Here is a 16,272-nt window from a genome sequence, read left to right as displayed (position 1 = left end):
TTTTTTCGGGAAGGTTACGCCGCCGAACTCGGTGACAAAAAACCGACCACCTTACCGGCAAACGACAACAGGTCGGGCAGCTCCAGCGCGGCGGCTTCCTGCTCGGTCAGCGACGGCATAGTCATGCGCGGCAGCACTTTAATCAGCGCATCGACGTCAGAGTTTGCGACAGATGCCAGGCTTACGCCGCGGAGGGTTCCGGCACACGGTTTTAACAGGGTGACGTCGGAAATAACCTGCTCACCGCGCTTGATGGGTTTAATCAGAGTGACGATATTTTCGTTAGTTTTTTCCATGATATATCTCGTTAAATTCAGGTTTCAGGATGCCCGGCCAGCCATGCTGACCGGGACAATAATTACAGGCCGATATTCTGTCGGTGCGCCTCGAGCATGTCGGTACCGTTCACCATTTCGACGAGGTTCACGGTGTCAATTTCGACCATATCTTTACCGTTGAGGGTCAGCTTGTAGTACGAGCACTCGAGCGAGATTTTCGACTCAGTGTCCTCGCCCTGCTTGGCTTCGCCGAGGTCGATTTCTTTCTGACGGCCACGGAGAACAACCTCAACCGGCACGGTCTCGCCGGTGTCATCACGCTGGTAAGACCCGGCAAAACGTAGCGGCACGGAGGCCGTACCGGTGGCGGCATATAACGACCAGACAGCATCATCAGGAAAACCGCCGAGCGAGATTTCAGCCGACAGCGCATCGTCATCGAGGCCAAGGTCAACCGAGGCTGAGCCATTCATCCCGCCGCCGCGATACTTCTCGAGCTTGCGGGTTAATTTCGGCAGCGTGACGGACTGCACGACGCCGAGATAACTCACCCCGTCGATAAACAGGTTCATGAGTTTGAGCTTGCGCGGTAATGCCATTTGTCAGGCTCCTTATTTGCTGTTGACGGACGAGATAAGATTCGCCAGATATTTATCGGTGATGCGCTGGCGTAAGGTCAGGTGCTCGAGTGGTGGCACCGGCGTATAGTCATAATCGATAAACAGTTTCCCGGCTTTCAGGGATTCTTTACTGTTGGCCTCTTCGTCAAACCAGCACGTCGCATCGATGATGTAACCGCCGCTTTTCAGCTCGCGGAATTTCGCGTTGATGCCGTCGATAATGTCGCGAATCAGCGTCGCGGTGATGGGCTTATCGTTCGCCCACATATGCCCCTCGGCCATTGTGTCGGCGATGACCTGTGCCGTGCGGGTGTAATTCTCAAACTGAAACAGCGAGTCATCAGAGCAATTACGGTTACCCCAGAAGCGGAAGCCATCAGCACGAATCAGCGTGGTAACACCGGCCTCATTCAGCAGGTCGGCATCGGTGCCTTTTTCCTGCAAATCCCAGAAGACGGACGCGCTGATACCGGTGACCTCATTGACGCCGACGTTTGACAGGGTTTTGTGCCAGCCGGTGTCATTGTCAATTTTGGCGCGCAAACCCAGCGCGATGGCGGTCGCGTAGCTGGTCGTTGTGGCGCTGGCCGTGGTATCCCATCCGAGGAATTCAGGCCAGATAATCATGAGTTCACGCGCGCTGAAATTCTCACGATAGGCAATGACGTCAGAAATGGTTTTACAGCCCCATGCACTGACATAGGCGAAAGCGCGCAGTTTCTGAGCCACGGAGACAAGCGCGGTCGCCACCTCCTGAGTATCGAGACCCGGCACACCGAGAATGCGGGGCTTCACGCCAGTGACCGCTTTCGCCGTCAACAGCGCTTTCAACCCGGTGTATTTGCCGTTCTCATCCGTGGTGCCGATGATGTTCGAAATGGTTTGCTTCTGAGCCTCTTCGTCATCGCCGGTACCCTCTGCGACACGCACGACAACAACAACCGGTTTTGACTGGTTAGCGATGAGCTGTAAGGATTTTGCCAGAGTACCTTTAGTACCGGCTTTTGCGATGGCGCTTTGTGGGTTGGTAATCAGCACCGGTTCATTGAGCGGAAATGCCCCGGCGTCAGCATCGCTGGCCGTGCAGACCATACCAACGACCGCTGTTGATACCGTCGAGATTGTGCGGGTGCCGTCGTTAATTTCGACGAGCTCGACACCGTGATGAAAATCACTCATCCGTTTAACTCCGTTAGTTGGGGTGAGTGATATTGTCGGGTGTACGTTTACAGGGGGCTATTTGTCAGGGTTCGCCGGTGGCTGACACAACGGGATTTGTCGCCGGAAATTTTTTATACAGCGTCGATATACCCACATCAAAAATCAGTGCGACACGCTGTCGTGACTCCCCGGCCGCAATCAACCGGCCAGCCTGAGCCCATTCATCAGGCGTCAGCTTCGGCCTACGACCTCCGATTCTGCCTTGTGCTCTGGCAGCATCCAGACCGGCGCGGGTTCGTTCGACAATGAGCTCGCGCTCCATTTCCGCAAGAGCCCCATGATATGGAAGAAAAAACGCCCCATTGGCGTTGAAGTGTCAATACTGTCGGTCAGGCTTCGGAAATTAACCCCGCGCTGGCGAAGCTCTTCAGTCATCGAGACAAGATGACGCATACTACGCCCGAGCCGGTCGAGCTTCCAGACAACGAGAGTATCACCGGCATTTAGTTGCCTGAGAGCGCGATTTAATCCTGGTCTGTTTGTCGATTTACCGCTGATTTTATCCTCGAATATTAGCTCACATCCCGACCGCTCCAGCGCGTCACGCTGTAGCGCGGTGTTTTGTTCATTTGTTGATACGCGCACATAACCAACCTGCATCCTTTTTCCCTCATGCAAAAGCCGGAATGATGCCAGTTGAGGCTTAAACCTGCATTTTCTTAAACGTTCCTATGTTGGTATTGCAGGCCATTGAAAACCATCTCTGATGGCGTCTTCTGCTATCACGGCCTTTACTGCTCTTTTATACGCCATCCACGCTGACAATTTAGCCCTGTCATCATCGCTGATATCACCTAATGCCAGTTCAGTTCGCCAGTCAGCAGTAACTGTATCTGCGTGCAACAAAAATGCGGTGCGCTGCCGTTCAACCTCCGCCAATACCTGATCATGAGTAGGAGGTGTAACATCGCCCCATACAGGCCCACTTTTTCCCGGACGCATAACCTGATTACCTCGTCCCTTAATAAACTCGATATAGGTTTCCTCTGTGACTTCGACCAGGTCATTTCCGGAATAGCTCTCTGCTGTCTGTTCCAGTAAAAATCCGTTCAATGATGGACTGTAAAAAGTTTTCATTAATAGCCTCGTACAAAATACATCAGTTGAATTGAATCATTGATGAGCGGCGCACCTGTTGTTGTTGCCCTTACCGCAAAAGATATAGACGATGTAGGTCCAGATGCAGGCTGATAGGAAGAAAATACAAACGGGGAATTATCACCAACGTAGCTGGAACCACACTGGTGCGCTTCGCAATATACAACTCCACCAAGAAAAGTATCAGGTAGAGTAATAAAAATATTACCGTTTGAATCAGTTGGTACTGTTATGTATCCACACATGAACCGCAACCCACCGGGTTGATTCCCTACGACAGACGTACTGGTTTTTGACGATGTAAAGTCTGACAAAGAAGCTTTTTGCCCCAGGGCGCTGTTTACAGTGGAGTAAAAATTAGCGTCATTATTAATTGCTGAAGCCAGTTTTTTTAGCGTGTTCAATATGGCCGGTGCTCCCCCATTAAGGTCAGCAATGGCCTGCGCAACAAATGCAGTATTCGCAATGCGAAAATCTATTTCTGCCTGGTCCGCTGTCGGTACAGAGGGCGTACCAGAAAACGACGGGCTTGCGAGTGGGGCTTTAAGTGCAAGCGCCTGCGTGATACCAAGGTTTTGAAGAAACTTCGCCACATCTGGAATATCCGCGCCGTTTTGGCTTTTCTGCATCGCGCCGGTGATACGTGCATCATCACCCGCCGCAACAGTATTGGCCGTTGTGCCGGTGTTTTTCGTCGAGCTGTCACCAAGTTGCAGATTCTGGCGAGCCAGTGCCGGATTAGGTAAATCGGCGAGATTGCGTTCTTTAGCTAGCCGTGCATTCGCGTTATCCATCGCAATTTTTACGGCTTTCGGGGTTGCCGATTGTGTCTCGCGGTCATCCGTCACACTGCTGTTAAGCTGCGTAAAACCTTTAGCGGTAGTGGTTGCATCGGGATGATTGCGCGACTGTTCGTGGTTGCGCATTAGTCCATCAGCGTAGCTCTTCACCTCGATGACAGCATCGTCAACATACTTGCGGGTTGCCAGCACGACCGACGGGTCGATTTTTAAGGTGATCGCCGACGTGCTCGAGACAACAAGAATCATGCGAATGGTCTGCGTTCGACCGCTCCCCTCGGCCAGTAACGGCTTGTAGGTTTCCGGGCAGTTGGCGACAGCAATCAAAATGCCATCGTCATCATAAAGACCGATTTCACGGATGAAAAAACCACCCTCATTTTCCGGGATAATTTGTTCGGCAATAATCTGACCGGCGTCGTTAGCATCCACTCTCAGTGAATTAATCGGCGCGATGCGGGTCTGGTTAATGAGTTTTGTCTGAGCCGGGTCAGGCGTCGGCAACGTGCCGTTACCATCACCGACAGCCATTTGTGTGATATTCAGTTTTGTACCGAGCATGGTCGCGTTTGCCAGTCGCGCCGCGCCCTGATTGGTCAGGATGGCAAAATATTTAGTCGTCATGCGCTTACTCGCAGGTTATCGATCAGATGAATGGCCGAAGCCGGATAAAACTCACCACCGACGACAATTTCCCCGGCGGCATAGGGATAAACGGTTAACAGGTCGCCGTCATAGCAGCTTGCGCCCACATAAGCGCGCCCGGTGGTGCTCAGGCTGATAGCGAGCCCGGTCAGGTGTCGGCTGGCCGGTTTTGCCCCTTCTATCAGGCGCTCGAGTTCGAGATACATCTCATCGGTGATGCCGGTCTCGAGTACGCCCACAACAAGCCGGAAAGTTCCGGGCTCTTCGTTGAGTTCCCACCACTCCTTAACCTCAATCAGATAGCCCAGCGGCTCCACCACGCGCCGTAAGGCGGCAATAGTGCCTTTGTGGGCATGGATGAAAAACGCCGAGGCGATGACGCTGCGTTTTGTCGACTCCGGCCAGTTCTCATCCCACCGGTCAACCGAAAACGCCCACGCCAGATAGGGCAGCAGCCGCACCGGGCAGGTGCGCCAGTTCCACAACGTGCGAAGCGGTACCGGCACACGCTCAATATCTGCGGCAGCGCGGGCGGCGGCGACCTCGAGCACCGATGAGCCAACAGGCAACAGCCGGTTATTACTCATCAGCCCCCCCGTCAGCGATGCGGTATTCGGTGCAACAGGATGCCTGGTATTTACTGAGCACAATGTCAGCCAGTGGCGCGGCCAGCTCGACACGCTGCACACCCTCGACATGCAGGGCGGCATAAATCGCCGACTGACGAATGTCGCGACCCAGTCGCTGTTGTGCGGTGATATACGCCTTGAGTTTTTCCTCTGCGGCCTGACGGATGGGCGCGGCCTCCGGCCCCGGATAAAAATACAGAGTTGCATCAATCTGATACGGCACGATTTCAGCACTCTGCACCGTCACCCTGTCGCCAACCGGACGCACCTCCTCAGCATTTAGTGCTTTTTCAACGATGGTCAGAAGTTCATCGGATGCGGTGCCGTCATCCTCGCGTGACAGCACGGTGATGGTCACACAGGCCGGTGACGGGCTGACAACAGAGATATCCGCGACCCGACCGTCTGCGCTGCGACCGTGGTATTCATATGCACCTACCGGGCCAGCCACGCTGAGCCCTTCATAAGCCTGTTGTGCGCGTAACCGTAAATCGGTATCAGATTCCATGACGGCGGGTGTCGGCGGGATAGTGCTGTTATCGGCGGGCGTCACAATCTGTCGCCCGGTGTTGTTGTTTCCGGCCATCACATCGAGGTCGTTATTACTCGCGTAAGCCAGTGTGCAGCCTTTCGCCGCATCGTTCACACGCTGACGCCAGATAACCTCCCGATAGGCGCTTTCCTCCAGATACTTCACCAGTGGCTCAGACTCAAGGGCGAGAGTACGCGCAACAGCGTCCTGTTGTTCTTCAGGGTAAAGCGAGACCAGCGTCGCTTTGCGTTCCGCGAGAATGGTTTCAAAATCCAGCGTTTCTACCACGTCAGGCGCGGGGAGCTGGCTCAGGTCGATGGTTGGCATAAATTCAACTCACAGGAATAGTCAGTGACAGGGTTTTGCCGGTGTCCCGGGTCTCGCCGGTCAGCTCAACAATCATCTGACCGTTAAACTGACGTTCGACCGTCAGCGAGCTGATGCTGATGCGCGGCTCCCACTTCAGCAGCGCCATATAACAGGCGCACATAATTTGCAGTCTCAGCGCGTCGGTCTGCGGCATATCAATCAGGGAGAACAGCAGCGAGCCGTAATCGCGACGCATCACGCGAGAGCCGACCGGCGTTCGCAAAATATCGCCACAGCTCTGACGGATATGATCGGCGTCAGTGATGGCGCGCCCGGTCTCCCTGTTCATACCGATATAACGGGTCGTCATTTCGTGCCCTCCGTCCAGGCTCCAGCTCTTTGCACACCACCGTGACCGTGGTCATCCACCACCACGCCATTTGATGAGAGCTTGCCGCCGGTGTGCTCGATATCGCCGCTCATCTTCCCGCCTTGCTGTACCTCAAGCGTCGCCGTCGTCAGTTTGTTGGTGCAGACCACTTCCGGGGTGTCGAGGGTGATGCGGGTCTCGGCTTTCACCGTCACCAGCGGTACCGTCGCGGTGATGGAATCCGACGCCGTAACATCTGCGGTTTTAATGCCGCTCACCATCAGTGCGCCGGTCTCCGGCTCGTACTCGATAACAGCCCCATCAGGAAAGGTGATGTGAAATGCATCAGCCGATGCCGACGGCGCGGGGTGGTCATCGGAGAAAATACCGGGGAGCACAAAAGCGGTGTCGAGCTCACCACCAACGGCCAGCAGTAAAACCTGCTCACCCACAGACGGAGCCCACCAGACACGTGAACTACCGGCGCGCGTGGTCAGCCACTGAAGCCAGTCGGTAACAATGCCGCCAGTCTGGACGCGACAGCGCCCGTCATCGAGGTCGACTTCGACGACGACGCCGGTGCGTATCAGGTTACGAAGGAGGCGTAAAGCGTCCTGAAGAGTTGCGCGAGTATTCATACAAGGAAGGATGCCGCCCGGTGCTCTGAGCGGCAATTGATGCGGGTTTTACTGTCGATGACACAACGCTAAACGGACAATTTAGCGATAATTATTTCCTCCACGGCCTGACGGTCTTCGTCATTAAACCCGATGAGCGGTCGGGCATCGTACTGCACCGGCGAGCTGTTTCGCCCAGGCTTATCTTTGAGACCGTACTGATGCACATTCGCCATCCGTTGCACCTTGCCGGTAAATTCCACGACCGCCGCATCATTCCCCGCCGTAGCTTTCATAAAGCGACTGGTGCGGAGCTTCGCGAACATTTCCCGCTTAACCCGGCCTTTTTTGGCTTTTACCGGCTGGCGTTTTCGGGCGGCGTATGGGGTGCCATCCGGTGCTTTCTGCGTTTTAATACGGCGCTGTTGACGGGCTCGCAGGGTCTTCGCGATATCTGCGGCCATTCTGCGACGGGCAGCAGGTGACAGCGCCGTTATCAGCCCCGCGAGCTTATCGTCAAAGGGTTTAAAGTCATTCATGCAATCGACTCACGAGCTCACCGTTAACATACAGCTCAACCGGTCGGGTAACGGGCTCCGGCGGCTGCGGCTCTTCAGCCTGTTCGACGTGAAGCTTATCCCCCTGCTCTTTAACGATGGTGCGCTCGGTTAGCATCAGGCTGATACTGACATCAACGCTGTCGTTGTCGTTGATATCGGCAAAATAGGTGAATCCCTTTTTACGCCCTTCATCGGTCGTCATAATGTCAACCTGATGGATGCGCAGCCACGCCTGAATCGGGACGAGTAACAGCTCGATATCATCCGTGAAATCGGTCACCACCACATTAAGCGTGTACCGGTTCTCAAACGACAGCGACGTCGCCAGCGTCGAGGCAAGATTCCCGTTGTCGATAAAGACACGCATCATATCAGGGTTTCGTGCCAGCACCGGCACGGCGTCAGTTAAGGCTTTTCGCAGACTCTTCGGCTTGTACATCGATTTTATCCTGACAGTTTTTCACGGTTCTGACCTGAAGCGCACAGCGCTCGAGGGCGCTTTCGAGCTGACGTATATCCGCGCTCAGGTCACCATTGGTGGACGGGTCACTTCCCGGCATCGGGCAAAGACTGACCCTCGGGCATGCGTTGTAGACAATCACCGGCGTCGGCACAGGCGGCGCGCTGGTGCAACCGGCGCACAGCATCAGGTAAATCAGCCCTATACCAGCGGCGAAGCTGTTCATTTTCATTGAGTAACCTCGTAATGATCTGTTCCCGGCGTTGCGCCCGCGCTCCGGCATCGATGAGCTCACCGCGCAGTAAGACCTGAGCGGTCTCATTTTCCCCACGGATACGGGAGGCCGTTTTAAGCTGGCTTTTCAGCATGGTAATCACCGTTTTTTGTTCACCGGCGACTTTATTCGCCCGCTCAAAGGAGCGGGTCAGACTGGTGTTTTCATGACGCATCCAGAGCAGCCCGGCCACGGCCAGCACCAACAACACGACTATCGTTTTCATTTCGCACCCTTCAGGCAGTAAGTGCGCTCGCGAAAGCGGCGATTTTCGAGCCCGGTATTACGCTCACCATTCACAAACACCCAGCGGGTGAGCTGGTCACAGGCTTGCCACCATTGCCGGTGTTTCAGGTGATACACCAGCGTCGAGCGACAGGCCGCGCCAGTGCCAACATTAAAAGCGAAGCTGACCAGCGCGTCATAGACTGCGGGGGGCATGTCCACCGGTACACAGACCGCGAGTCGTTTTTCGACGTTCAGTACGTCGGCGACCAGATTCGCGGCGGCTTCTTTCTCGGTGATATCCCGTTTCGGTACCACCCCGGCAGTGTGGCCGATGCCTGACGTCCACACGCCCGCGCTGCACTGGTAAGGGCGCAACCTGCACCCCTCGAGGTCGGCAATCAGCGCGAGCCCCTCCGGCGAGGTGTGAAGCAAACGAAAATCAGGCACCAGCGCCGCCAGCGCCAGCACGACGGCCACACTGCAACGTTTAACGAATGAGCCCACGAATAACCCCCTTATCAATCCCCATCGAGACGAGATAGCGGTATTTCTTTCGCTGGTACCAGAAGTTAACCAGCGCGGTAAAAATGGCGCAGCTTCCCCCGACATAAAGCGCGAGCCGTTCCGGTGTCTGCGTACCGAAATACGCCAGCACCACTGACAACCAGTAGGTCAGAAAGGTTGTGATTTTATCCACAGTCAGTCCCATAAATTCACGGTCTCCGATACCGGTGCGGCGTCGACTTCAGGCAGACTGACCGCCGTGCCATGTGGCAGGACGACGCCCAGCTCGGCGAGCCCCGGATTAGCCAGCAATACCGCCTCGACCACACCTTCAGTGCGCCCGTAATGGCGCTGACATAACGTGTCGAGCGTGTCGCCTTGATGCGCGATGACGTTCATCAGATTTGCCCCACGATGCAGCGCGCTTTGTCCTGGATACGGGCAACCGACCAGCGCATGTCACGCCACATTTCATCGATGGTGTCATCGATGCTGTCGGCCTTTTTGTCACCTTTGGCGCTGGCATCAACGCCCCGGTAACGCTCGTACAGCGTCGCGGTCGTCATCGAGCAAACAGCGTTGAAGTAGTGAAAAACCCGCACACTTTCGCCGTCGAGCTCATCCGTCGGCACATCCTCGAGGCGCTGATAACCGGCGGCGAGCTGAAGGTCGCGCCAGTCGGTTAACTCGGCGTTGGTCTCGGCCATCGCGGTTTTAATCGCCCGGCGCAGACGCACCGGCGTCACGGTCTGCTCGAGTCGCATTTCTTCGCGCATGCGCTTCGGATCAACATCCGGGAAAAAGGCCGTGTTTTTAATCACCGGCTCGTCGACCGGCACCGGCGGGATGACCATCGGGTCGCGCTGTTGCGCCGGGTTATTCATCACAATCATGGTCATGAGTACCTCAGTAAATAGGTGGGCGGTGGACGCCGGTCGCAGTTACGGTGAATCACCGACATTGACCAGCGTGCCGCCCGGCGCGGGGCGCGTTCTGTTAACCGGCGACTTTCTTCGGGCGTCCGCGCCCTCGTTTCACCGGTGAATCTTGTTTTTTCGCGGGTGCCTTTTTCGCGGCTTTCGGCGCTGTTTTTTTGACGGCGACCGGTTTCGGGTTCAGCTCACGAGTGAGGGTCTCAATGTCTTTTCTTACCCCGGCGTTGGTGTCGAGCTGTAAGGCGCGTTGCAGGTGAGAAAGCGCATTCTCAGGCTGACCGGCATCACGCAGGGTCAGACCGGTGACCTTATGCAGCCGGGCGCGTACTTCGTCAGGCATATCGGCCTCAGCAGTCAGCCCGATGACGTAAAGGAGTTGTGCGGCATCGACCGGCTCACCGGCAATACGGGCGCGGGTTGCCGCGAGTGCGACCTCTTCGGCCAGCATGTAAGGTGTGGTGCGGGAATGATTTTCCGGCATCGACAGACCAAAACGCAGCGCATAGCGCGCAATCTCAATCGCGCCGGAGATATCCCCCGCATCAAGACGCCAGAGCATCACCGTCATCAGAATGTCATCCTGTGCGCCGGTGCCGCTTTCCAGTACGCCAGCGACCCACGGCAGGTACAGCGGGAGTAATTCGCGTTTTTTATCCGCTTTGCGTTCTTTAGAACGAATTGCTGATAGCGTCCGGCGGTCTGCGGCCAGCTTGACGAGCATCTGCTCGTAAGGTGAGGCATGACGCAGCGGGGCGTTATCCCGCTGCGATGCCCTGATAGCCGAGACCCGCATCGCGTGACGCTGTGCGGGGGTTGCCATCGGTTATGCCTCCTTGCCGTCAGTGGTGTCGGTTTCAGCCGGGGAAGTTTCGCCGTCAGAGACAGGGGCGCTGGCCGGAGCAGTGCCGGTCAGAGACTGCATCGCCTTGACCATTGCCGCCGCAAAGACTTCCGCGCTTACTGGTTCAGAGGTGGCGGGTTCTTCCGGCTCGAGGATCTCGATATTTTCAATCAGGCACCCGGCCTCGTAGTCCTCGATAACGAAATCGACTTTGACCTGTTCGTAGTTTTCCACCTGATCGAGTTTCGGGTTTTCGACGATGTGGCGGCGGTGACCGTCCTCGTACAGATAAATCGAAATGTTATCCAGCGTGGTAATGAAAACGCTGTTTGCCGGGAAGAACGGCGCGCGCACCGCCTGAAGCTGACCGATGGTTTTCTGGCTGATAATCAGCTCACCGGCGAGCTGTTCGCTGTTTGCCTGGAATTTGTTAATCATCGGGAAGTATTTGTCGGTCAGGATACGGCGCCCACAGATGACCACCATTTCCGGGTTTTCGCGGTGAATTTCCGCGACCAGTGACTCGAAAGCATCCATGACCAGCGCGTCGAGGTTGGCGTAATGCCCCCCTTTACCCACTTTGATGGTGTTCGAAATCACGGTACCCTCAGCGTCGGTGATGCTGGACATCACACGTTCAGGCGCGTCGTTGCGGTATTTCTGCAACCAGCCGACAGCCACATCCTGAAGTAACGGGTTTTTGCTACGGTCAGACGTCGCCGCCCGGCTCACGCCGTTAAAGCCGATGGTGATGTAATCCAGCGCCTGACGCTTGATGATGGCATTACGGATCCGAATCTGGAAATCCTGAAAGCGCGCCCACAGGTCGAGTTTGTTGTACTTCAGGTGATAGTCGAAGTTCACCGGATGGCAAAAATAGCGGTATGCATCCATTTTCGCGAAATCAGCGGTTTTACGCTCGACCCCGCCGTCGGTGTCAGCGGTGCTGGCAATGGAGCCGGTCACATCGATACCGACCTTCTCTTCGGTCAGCTCGCCAACCGTCACCATGTTGATGAGCTTCAGGAAGCTGGACGACTGCTGGATTTTGTCAAACAGGGTCTGCGTCACCGAGGGCTCGACGGTGAATTTTTTGTCGAGGTCGCTGGTCGCGATGCCGTTCAGTTCGGCGATACGGCTCAGGTACTGATTGAATTTAAAACGGGTCTCTTTACGCATGAGTTTTGTATTCCTTCGGGGTTATCAGGGGTTAGCAGTCGGTCAGCGTGGAGCCCGCCGAATCACCGTCACCACCGGTGCTTAACTTGCGGCGCGCCTGTGATTTGCTTTCGGTGTTTTCCAGCGTGGTGGTCAGGGTGCTGAATTGCTGCGAGGTGGCGTCGGCCTGTTCGGCCAGCGCTTTTTTGACGTCAGCAAGCTCGGTTTCAATGGCACTGAAACGCACCTCGGCGCTTTCGCCGCCGGTCTGCACCCGCTCGGCGATGGCGGTCACGGCTTCATGTACATCACCGAAACGCGCATCATCGTCAGTCTGTTTACGGCTGAAGATGCCTTTCACGGTGTCGCTGAGTCTGGTCAGCAGGGTGTCGGGCAGGTCTTCGAATTCCAGCTCGGCAAGGGTTGCCACTGAGAAGAAATTCTCAGGGCTGGCTTTAAATCGGTTGAGGGGGTTGTGTTTCGCGGTACGGCAAAACTCAAGATATTCAGTACCGAGGCTTGCCGGGTCGTCAGTGACGGCCAGACCAACCAGATAACATTTGCCGCTGTTGGCAAAGTTCGGTTGAATTTCCATTGAGGTATAGACTTTTTGTCCTGCCTTATTCATCGCGACGAGGTCATCGGTCGGCGTGATTTTGGCAAACAATGCCAGCTTGCCATTGAGCGCTGAATCATCGTCAATAACTTCGGCTTTCAGCTCAGCCACATCGCCATAGCGTTTAAATACGCTGTCAGGCAACAGGCCGCGCAGGTGCTCGAGGTTAATACGGCAACCGTAGACGCGCGGGTCATACGAATCAGCCATCTCCTGAATATCAGTCGCACTGATGACGCGACCGTCGCAGGTGTCCCCCTCGACGCCGATGCGAAACCATTTCGAAACTTTTTTAGCCATGAGTCAGGTGTCCTGAGTTGGGTTATCGGGTCGGATGTAGTTTCCCGACTCCCTCCCTCGCCAGCCACCGGTTACAGAAGTGCAACCCCTGACACAACAGGGGGTTAGCGATTCATCCCCCCTGAATCTTTAGCCTTGCCGTGTACTCATCACAGTGAGGTTTTATGACCACCACCAACGACACATCACTACTCAGCGACCCGCGACGACAGGCCGCGCTTTTGTTCTGGCAGGGCTATTCCGTGCCACAAATCGCGGAGCAGTTACAGGTCAAGCGCCCCACGGTGCAGAGCTGGAAACAGCGCGATAAATGGGAAGAAACCGCCCCGTTAAACCGGGTCGAGTTCACGCTCGAGGCGCGGCTGATTCAGCTCTATGCAAAGCCTGACCTGACGGCTCACGACTTTAAGGTCGCGGATTTTCTTGCGCGCCAGATGGAACGCCTCGCGCGGGTTAACCGCTACGGCCAGACCGGCAACGAAGCGGATTTAAACCCGAACGTGGCCAACCGCAACAAAGGGGAAAAGAAGAAGCCGAAAAAGAACTTTTTCAGCGAAGAGGCTATCGAGAAACTCGAAGAGATTTTCCTCGAGCAGTCTTTCGACTATCAGCTCGAGTGGTGGCGCGCGGGGCTGGCGCACCGCATCAGGCACATTCTGAAATCGCGACAGATTGGCGCGACGTTCTATTTTGCACGTGAGGCACTGTTACAGGCGCTGAAGACCGGCCACAACCAGATATTTTTGTCGGCCAGTAAGACGCAAGCCTATGTATTCCGTAAATACATTATCGCCTTTGCCCGACAGGCTGGCGTCGAGCTTACCGGCGACCCGATTGTGCTCGGCAACAATGGCGCGGAATTGATGTTTCTCGGTACCAATGCCAACACCGCACAGAGTCACAACGGTGACCTGTATGTCGACGAAATTTTCTGGATCCCCAACTTCCAGAAACTGAAGCGCGTCGCCGGGGGCATGGCGTCACAGGAGCATTTACGCACGACCTATTTTTCGACCCCCTCATCGCTGGCGCACGGCGCTTACCCGTTCTGGTCGGGTGAGCAGTTCAACAAGGGGCGCTCAGCCAAGAGCGAGCGCGTCGATATCGATATCAGTCACGCCGCACTCGCGAAGGGCGTCGCCTGTCCTGACGGCCAGTGGCGACAGATTGTCACCATCGAGGACGCACTCGCCAAAGGGTGCACCCTGTTCAACATCGATACGCTGAAGCGCGAGAACAGTGTCGATGAGTTCCGCAACCTGTTTATGTGCGAGTTCGTCGACGATAAAGCGTCGGTATTCCCGTTCGAAGAGCTGCAACGCTGCATGGTCGACAGCCTCGAGAAATGGGAGGACTACGCGCCATTTGCCGACCGGCCATTCGGTCACCGCCCGGTGTGGATTGGCTACGACCCGTCATTACGTGGCGACAGCGCCGGATGCGTCGTTATTGCGCCGCCGGTCGTTGCCGGTGGCAAATTTCGCATCCTCGAGCGCCACCAGTGGAAAGGGATGGACTTCGCCCAACAGGCCGAATCCATTCGCGAGCTCACGCAGAAATACACCGTGGAATATATCGGCATCGATGCGACCGGGCTCGGTCAGGGCGTCTTCCAGCTCGTGCGGTCTTTCTACCCGGCAGCACGTGAAATCCGCTACACGCCGGAAATGAAAACCGCAATGGTGCTCAAAGCAAAAGACACCATTCGCCGTGGGTGCCTCGAGTACGACGTCAGCGCGACCGATATCACGCAGTCGTTTATGTCTATCCGCAAAACCATGACCAGCAGTGGTCGCAGCTCGACCTATGAGGCCTGCCGCACTGAGGAAGCCAGTCATGCCGATCTCGCCTGGGCAACCATGCACGTATTAATCAATGAGCCGCTGACCGCCGCGACCGGTGAGCAGTCATCCAGCATCATGGAGTGGAATTAATGAGCAAGAAACGCAACAAGCGCCAGCAGCAGCCGCGCACCCAAAACCACACCGCCGCACCGGCTCAGAGCATGGAGGCATTCACTTTTGGTGAGCCGACGCCGGTACTCGACCGCCGCGATATTCTCGATTATGTCGAGTGTATCGACAACGGCCAGTGGTACGAGCCGCCAGTGAGCTTTTCCGGGCTGGCGAAGAGCATGCGCGCCGCCGTGCACCACAGCTCACCGATTTACGTGAAGCGTAATATTCTGGTGTCGACCTACATCCCGCACCCGCTGTTATCCCGTCAGGACTTCACCCGGTTTGCGCTCGACTATCTGGTGTTTGGCAATGCGTTTATCGAAGAGCGTCGCGGCCTGACTGGCAAGCCGTTAAAACTGGAAACCTCACCGGCGAAATACACCCGCCGTGGCATCGAGGATGACGTTTACTGGTACATTCAGAGCTACACACAGCCGCACCAGTTCGCGCCCGGCTCCGTCTTCCACCTGCTCGAGCCAGATATTAATCAGGAGCTTTACGGGATGCCGGAATACCTGAGCGCACTCAATTCAGCCTGGCTGAATGAATCGGCGACCCTGTTCCGCCGCAAGTATTACCAGAACGGCGCGCATGCGGGTTACATCATGTATGTGACCGACGCCGCGCAAAGCAGCACCGACGTCGAGGCACTGCGAAAGGCGATGCGCGACTCGAAAGGACTCGGCAATTTTAAGAATCTGTTTTTTTACGCGCCGAATGGTAAAGCAGACGGAATTAAAATCGTGCCACTGAGCGAAGTCGCCACGAAGGATGATTTTTTTAATATCAAAAAAGTCAGCGCCGCTGACCTGCTCGACGCACACCGCATCCCGTTCCAGTTAATGGGCGGCAAACCTGAGAACGTCGGCTCAGTGGGTGACGTTGAGAAGGTGGCAAAGGTCTTTGTGCGTAACGAGCTGACCCCTCTACAGGCGCGGTTTATGGAGTTGAACGAATGGGCGGGTGAAGAAATTATCCGCTTCGAAAAATATAGCCTCGGCGACGACGAGTAACCCCACCCACAGCCGCCCGTCGTGGCGGCTTTACCCCCACCGCACACAACGCCTCAGCGCCACGACACGCCGTCGCCGCTTCACCTCGTTACTCACCCACAACCATAACAACGCCACAGGGACACGCTCAGGCGCTGAAAAAATAAAATAAATACCACGCTCAGCGCGCAATGCTTTCCCCGCCACGCCTGCCCGCTTTATGGGTCGGTTTTAATGCAGTTGCATGACCACTCTGGATCCGCGCCAGCTCTGGCGGAGCTCGGCCAGAACGGGTGAACCCGGTGCATGCAAAACCATGCAACTGAT

23 protein-coding genes and 1 pseudogene are annotated in these 16,272 nt (G+C 55.9%); 2 read left to right on the top strand and 22 right to left on the bottom strand.

The genetic code is table 11. The features are described from left to right. Window positions 1-14: 14 nt before the first annotated feature. The 22 genes and pseudogenes from OGY06_RS02195 to OGY06_RS02095 form a co-directional block, all read right to left on the bottom strand. Window positions 15-296: a phage tail assembly protein gene (locus OGY06_RS02195; RefSeq protein ID WP_023223220.1), complete on the bottom strand. Its 282-nt coding sequence runs from the start codon at window positions 294-296 to the stop codon at window positions 15-17. Between the two features lie 62 nt (window positions 297-358). Next, entirely contained in the window at window positions 359-877 is a 519-nt protein-coding gene (locus OGY06_RS02190; protein ID WP_023223221.1) for a phage major tail tube protein, read from the bottom strand. Between the two features lie 12 nt (window positions 878-889). Beyond that, entirely contained in the window at window positions 890-2,077 is a 1,188-nt protein-coding gene (locus OGY06_RS02185) for a phage tail sheath protein (RefSeq protein ID WP_286604589.1), read from the bottom strand. A gap of 64 nt (window positions 2,078-2,141) precedes the next feature. After that, entirely contained in the window at window positions 2,142-2,381 is a 240-nt protein-coding gene (locus tag OGY06_RS23195) for a helix-turn-helix domain-containing protein (RefSeq protein WP_353622737.1), read from the bottom strand. After that, window positions 2,376-2,719 (bottom strand): annotated as a pseudogene (locus tag OGY06_RS23190) (recombinase family protein); the annotation flags it as partial. The gene OGY06_RS23195 and the pseudogene OGY06_RS23190, both read right to left, overlap by 6 nt. A 69-nt stretch (window positions 2,720-2,788) precedes the next feature. Beyond that, window positions 2,789-3,196, bottom strand: a complete 408-nt coding sequence (locus OGY06_RS02175; protein WP_232397653.1) for a tail fiber assembly protein — start codon at window positions 3,194-3,196, stop codon at window positions 2,789-2,791. Beyond that, window positions 3,196-4,641: a phage tail protein gene (locus OGY06_RS02170; protein WP_286604586.1), complete on the bottom strand. Its 1,446-nt coding sequence runs from the start codon at window positions 4,639-4,641 to the stop codon at window positions 3,196-3,198. The genes OGY06_RS02175 and OGY06_RS02170 overlap by 1 nt, the downstream gene beginning before the upstream one ends. Beyond that, on the bottom strand, window positions 4,638-5,249 hold the full coding sequence (locus tag OGY06_RS02165) for a phage tail protein I (protein WP_286604583.1): 612 nt from the start codon (window positions 5,247-5,249) through the stop codon (window positions 4,638-4,640). Before OGY06_RS02165 ends, OGY06_RS02170 begins: the two co-directional genes overlap by 4 nt. Next, entirely contained in the window at window positions 5,242-6,150 is a 909-nt protein-coding gene (locus OGY06_RS02160; protein ID WP_126317383.1) for a baseplate assembly protein, read from the bottom strand. Before OGY06_RS02160 ends, OGY06_RS02165 begins: the two co-directional genes overlap by 8 nt. 4 nt (window positions 6,151-6,154) lie before the next feature. Beyond that, window positions 6,155-6,502, bottom strand: a complete 348-nt coding sequence (locus tag OGY06_RS02155; protein ID WP_000213440.1) for a GPW/gp25 family protein — start codon at window positions 6,500-6,502, stop codon at window positions 6,155-6,157. Continuing rightward, window positions 6,499-7,140 carry a phage baseplate assembly protein V gene (locus tag OGY06_RS02150; protein ID WP_286604581.1) on the bottom strand — a complete coding sequence of 214 codons (642 nt, stop codon included), beginning with the start codon at window positions 7,138-7,140 and terminating at the stop codon, window positions 6,499-6,501. The genes OGY06_RS02155 and OGY06_RS02150 overlap by 4 nt, the downstream gene beginning before the upstream one ends. 68 nt (window positions 7,141-7,208) lie before the next feature. Beyond that, window positions 7,209-7,658, bottom strand: a complete 450-nt coding sequence (locus tag OGY06_RS02145; RefSeq protein WP_286604579.1) for a phage virion morphogenesis protein — start codon at window positions 7,656-7,658, stop codon at window positions 7,209-7,211. Next, window positions 7,651-8,118: a phage tail protein gene (locus OGY06_RS02140; RefSeq protein ID WP_286604577.1), complete on the bottom strand. Its 468-nt coding sequence runs from the start codon at window positions 8,116-8,118 to the stop codon at window positions 7,651-7,653. The genes OGY06_RS02145 and OGY06_RS02140 overlap by 8 nt, the downstream gene beginning before the upstream one ends. Next, the gene (gene lysC, locus OGY06_RS02135; protein WP_072209008.1) at window positions 8,081-8,326 is read right to left on the bottom strand and encodes an Rz1-like lysis system protein LysC; all 246 of its coding nucleotides are present in this window, start codon (window positions 8,324-8,326) and stop codon (window positions 8,081-8,083) included. Before lysC ends, OGY06_RS02140 begins: the two co-directional genes overlap by 38 nt. Next, window positions 8,226-8,639 (bottom strand): Rz-like lysis system protein LysB, encoded by a 414-nt coding sequence (gene lysB / locus OGY06_RS02130; RefSeq protein WP_286604573.1) that lies wholly within the window; start codon window positions 8,637-8,639, stop codon window positions 8,226-8,228. Before lysB ends, lysC begins: the two co-directional genes overlap by 101 nt. Next, window positions 8,636-9,145: a lysozyme gene (locus tag OGY06_RS02125; RefSeq protein WP_000534554.1), complete on the bottom strand. Its 510-nt coding sequence runs from the start codon at window positions 9,143-9,145 to the stop codon at window positions 8,636-8,638. Before OGY06_RS02125 ends, lysB begins: the two co-directional genes overlap by 4 nt. Beyond that, the gene (locus OGY06_RS02120) at window positions 9,129-9,350 is read right to left on the bottom strand and encodes a phage holin family protein (RefSeq protein WP_000524754.1); all 222 of its coding nucleotides are present in this window, start codon (window positions 9,348-9,350) and stop codon (window positions 9,129-9,131) included. Before OGY06_RS02120 ends, OGY06_RS02125 begins: the two co-directional genes overlap by 17 nt. Continuing rightward, complete coding sequence (locus OGY06_RS02115) at window positions 9,341-9,544, bottom strand: tail protein X (protein ID WP_001100637.1); 204 nt, start codon at window positions 9,542-9,544, stop codon at window positions 9,341-9,343. Before OGY06_RS02115 ends, OGY06_RS02120 begins: the two co-directional genes overlap by 10 nt. Continuing rightward, window positions 9,544-10,044, bottom strand: a complete 501-nt coding sequence (locus OGY06_RS02110) for a head completion/stabilization protein (RefSeq protein WP_000177982.1) — start codon at window positions 10,042-10,044, stop codon at window positions 9,544-9,546. Before OGY06_RS02110 ends, OGY06_RS02115 begins: the two co-directional genes overlap by 1 nt. Window positions 10,045-10,141: 97 nt before the next feature. Continuing rightward, entirely contained in the window at window positions 10,142-10,900 is a 759-nt protein-coding gene (locus tag OGY06_RS02105; RefSeq protein ID WP_213854411.1) for a phage terminase small subunit, read from the bottom strand. Window positions 10,901-10,903: 3 nt separating this feature from the next. Next, complete coding sequence (locus OGY06_RS02100) at window positions 10,904-12,100, bottom strand: phage major capsid protein, P2 family (RefSeq protein WP_213854410.1); 1,197 nt, start codon at window positions 12,098-12,100, stop codon at window positions 10,904-10,906. Window positions 12,101-12,131: 31 nt separating this feature from the next. Further along, window positions 12,132-12,995 carry a GPO family capsid scaffolding protein gene (locus OGY06_RS02095; RefSeq protein ID WP_286604569.1) on the bottom strand — a complete coding sequence of 288 codons (864 nt, stop codon included), beginning with the start codon at window positions 12,993-12,995 and terminating at the stop codon, window positions 12,132-12,134. 164 nt (window positions 12,996-13,159) lie between these two features. On the opposite strand from OGY06_RS02095, the gene OGY06_RS02090 reads away from it, so the two are divergent. Both OGY06_RS02090 and OGY06_RS02085 read left to right on the top strand, forming a co-directional pair. Next, window positions 13,160-14,929, top strand: a complete 1,770-nt coding sequence (locus OGY06_RS02090) for a terminase ATPase subunit family protein (protein ID WP_286604567.1) — start codon at window positions 13,160-13,162, stop codon at window positions 14,927-14,929. After that, a complete protein-coding gene (locus OGY06_RS02085) occupies window positions 14,929-15,966 on the top strand; it encodes a phage portal protein (RefSeq protein WP_213854407.1) in 1,038 nt (345 codons plus the stop codon). Before OGY06_RS02090 ends, OGY06_RS02085 begins: the two co-directional genes overlap by 1 nt. The last annotated feature ends 306 nt before the right edge of the window (window positions 15,967-16,272 follow it).

Origin of the sequence: Citrobacter sp. Cpo147 (assembly GCF_030332405.1) — a bacterium.
Lineage (GTDB): Bacteria > Pseudomonadota > Gammaproteobacteria > Enterobacterales > Enterobacteriaceae > Citrobacter > Citrobacter portucalensis.
This window is presented reverse-complemented; position numbering and strand designations above follow the sequence as displayed.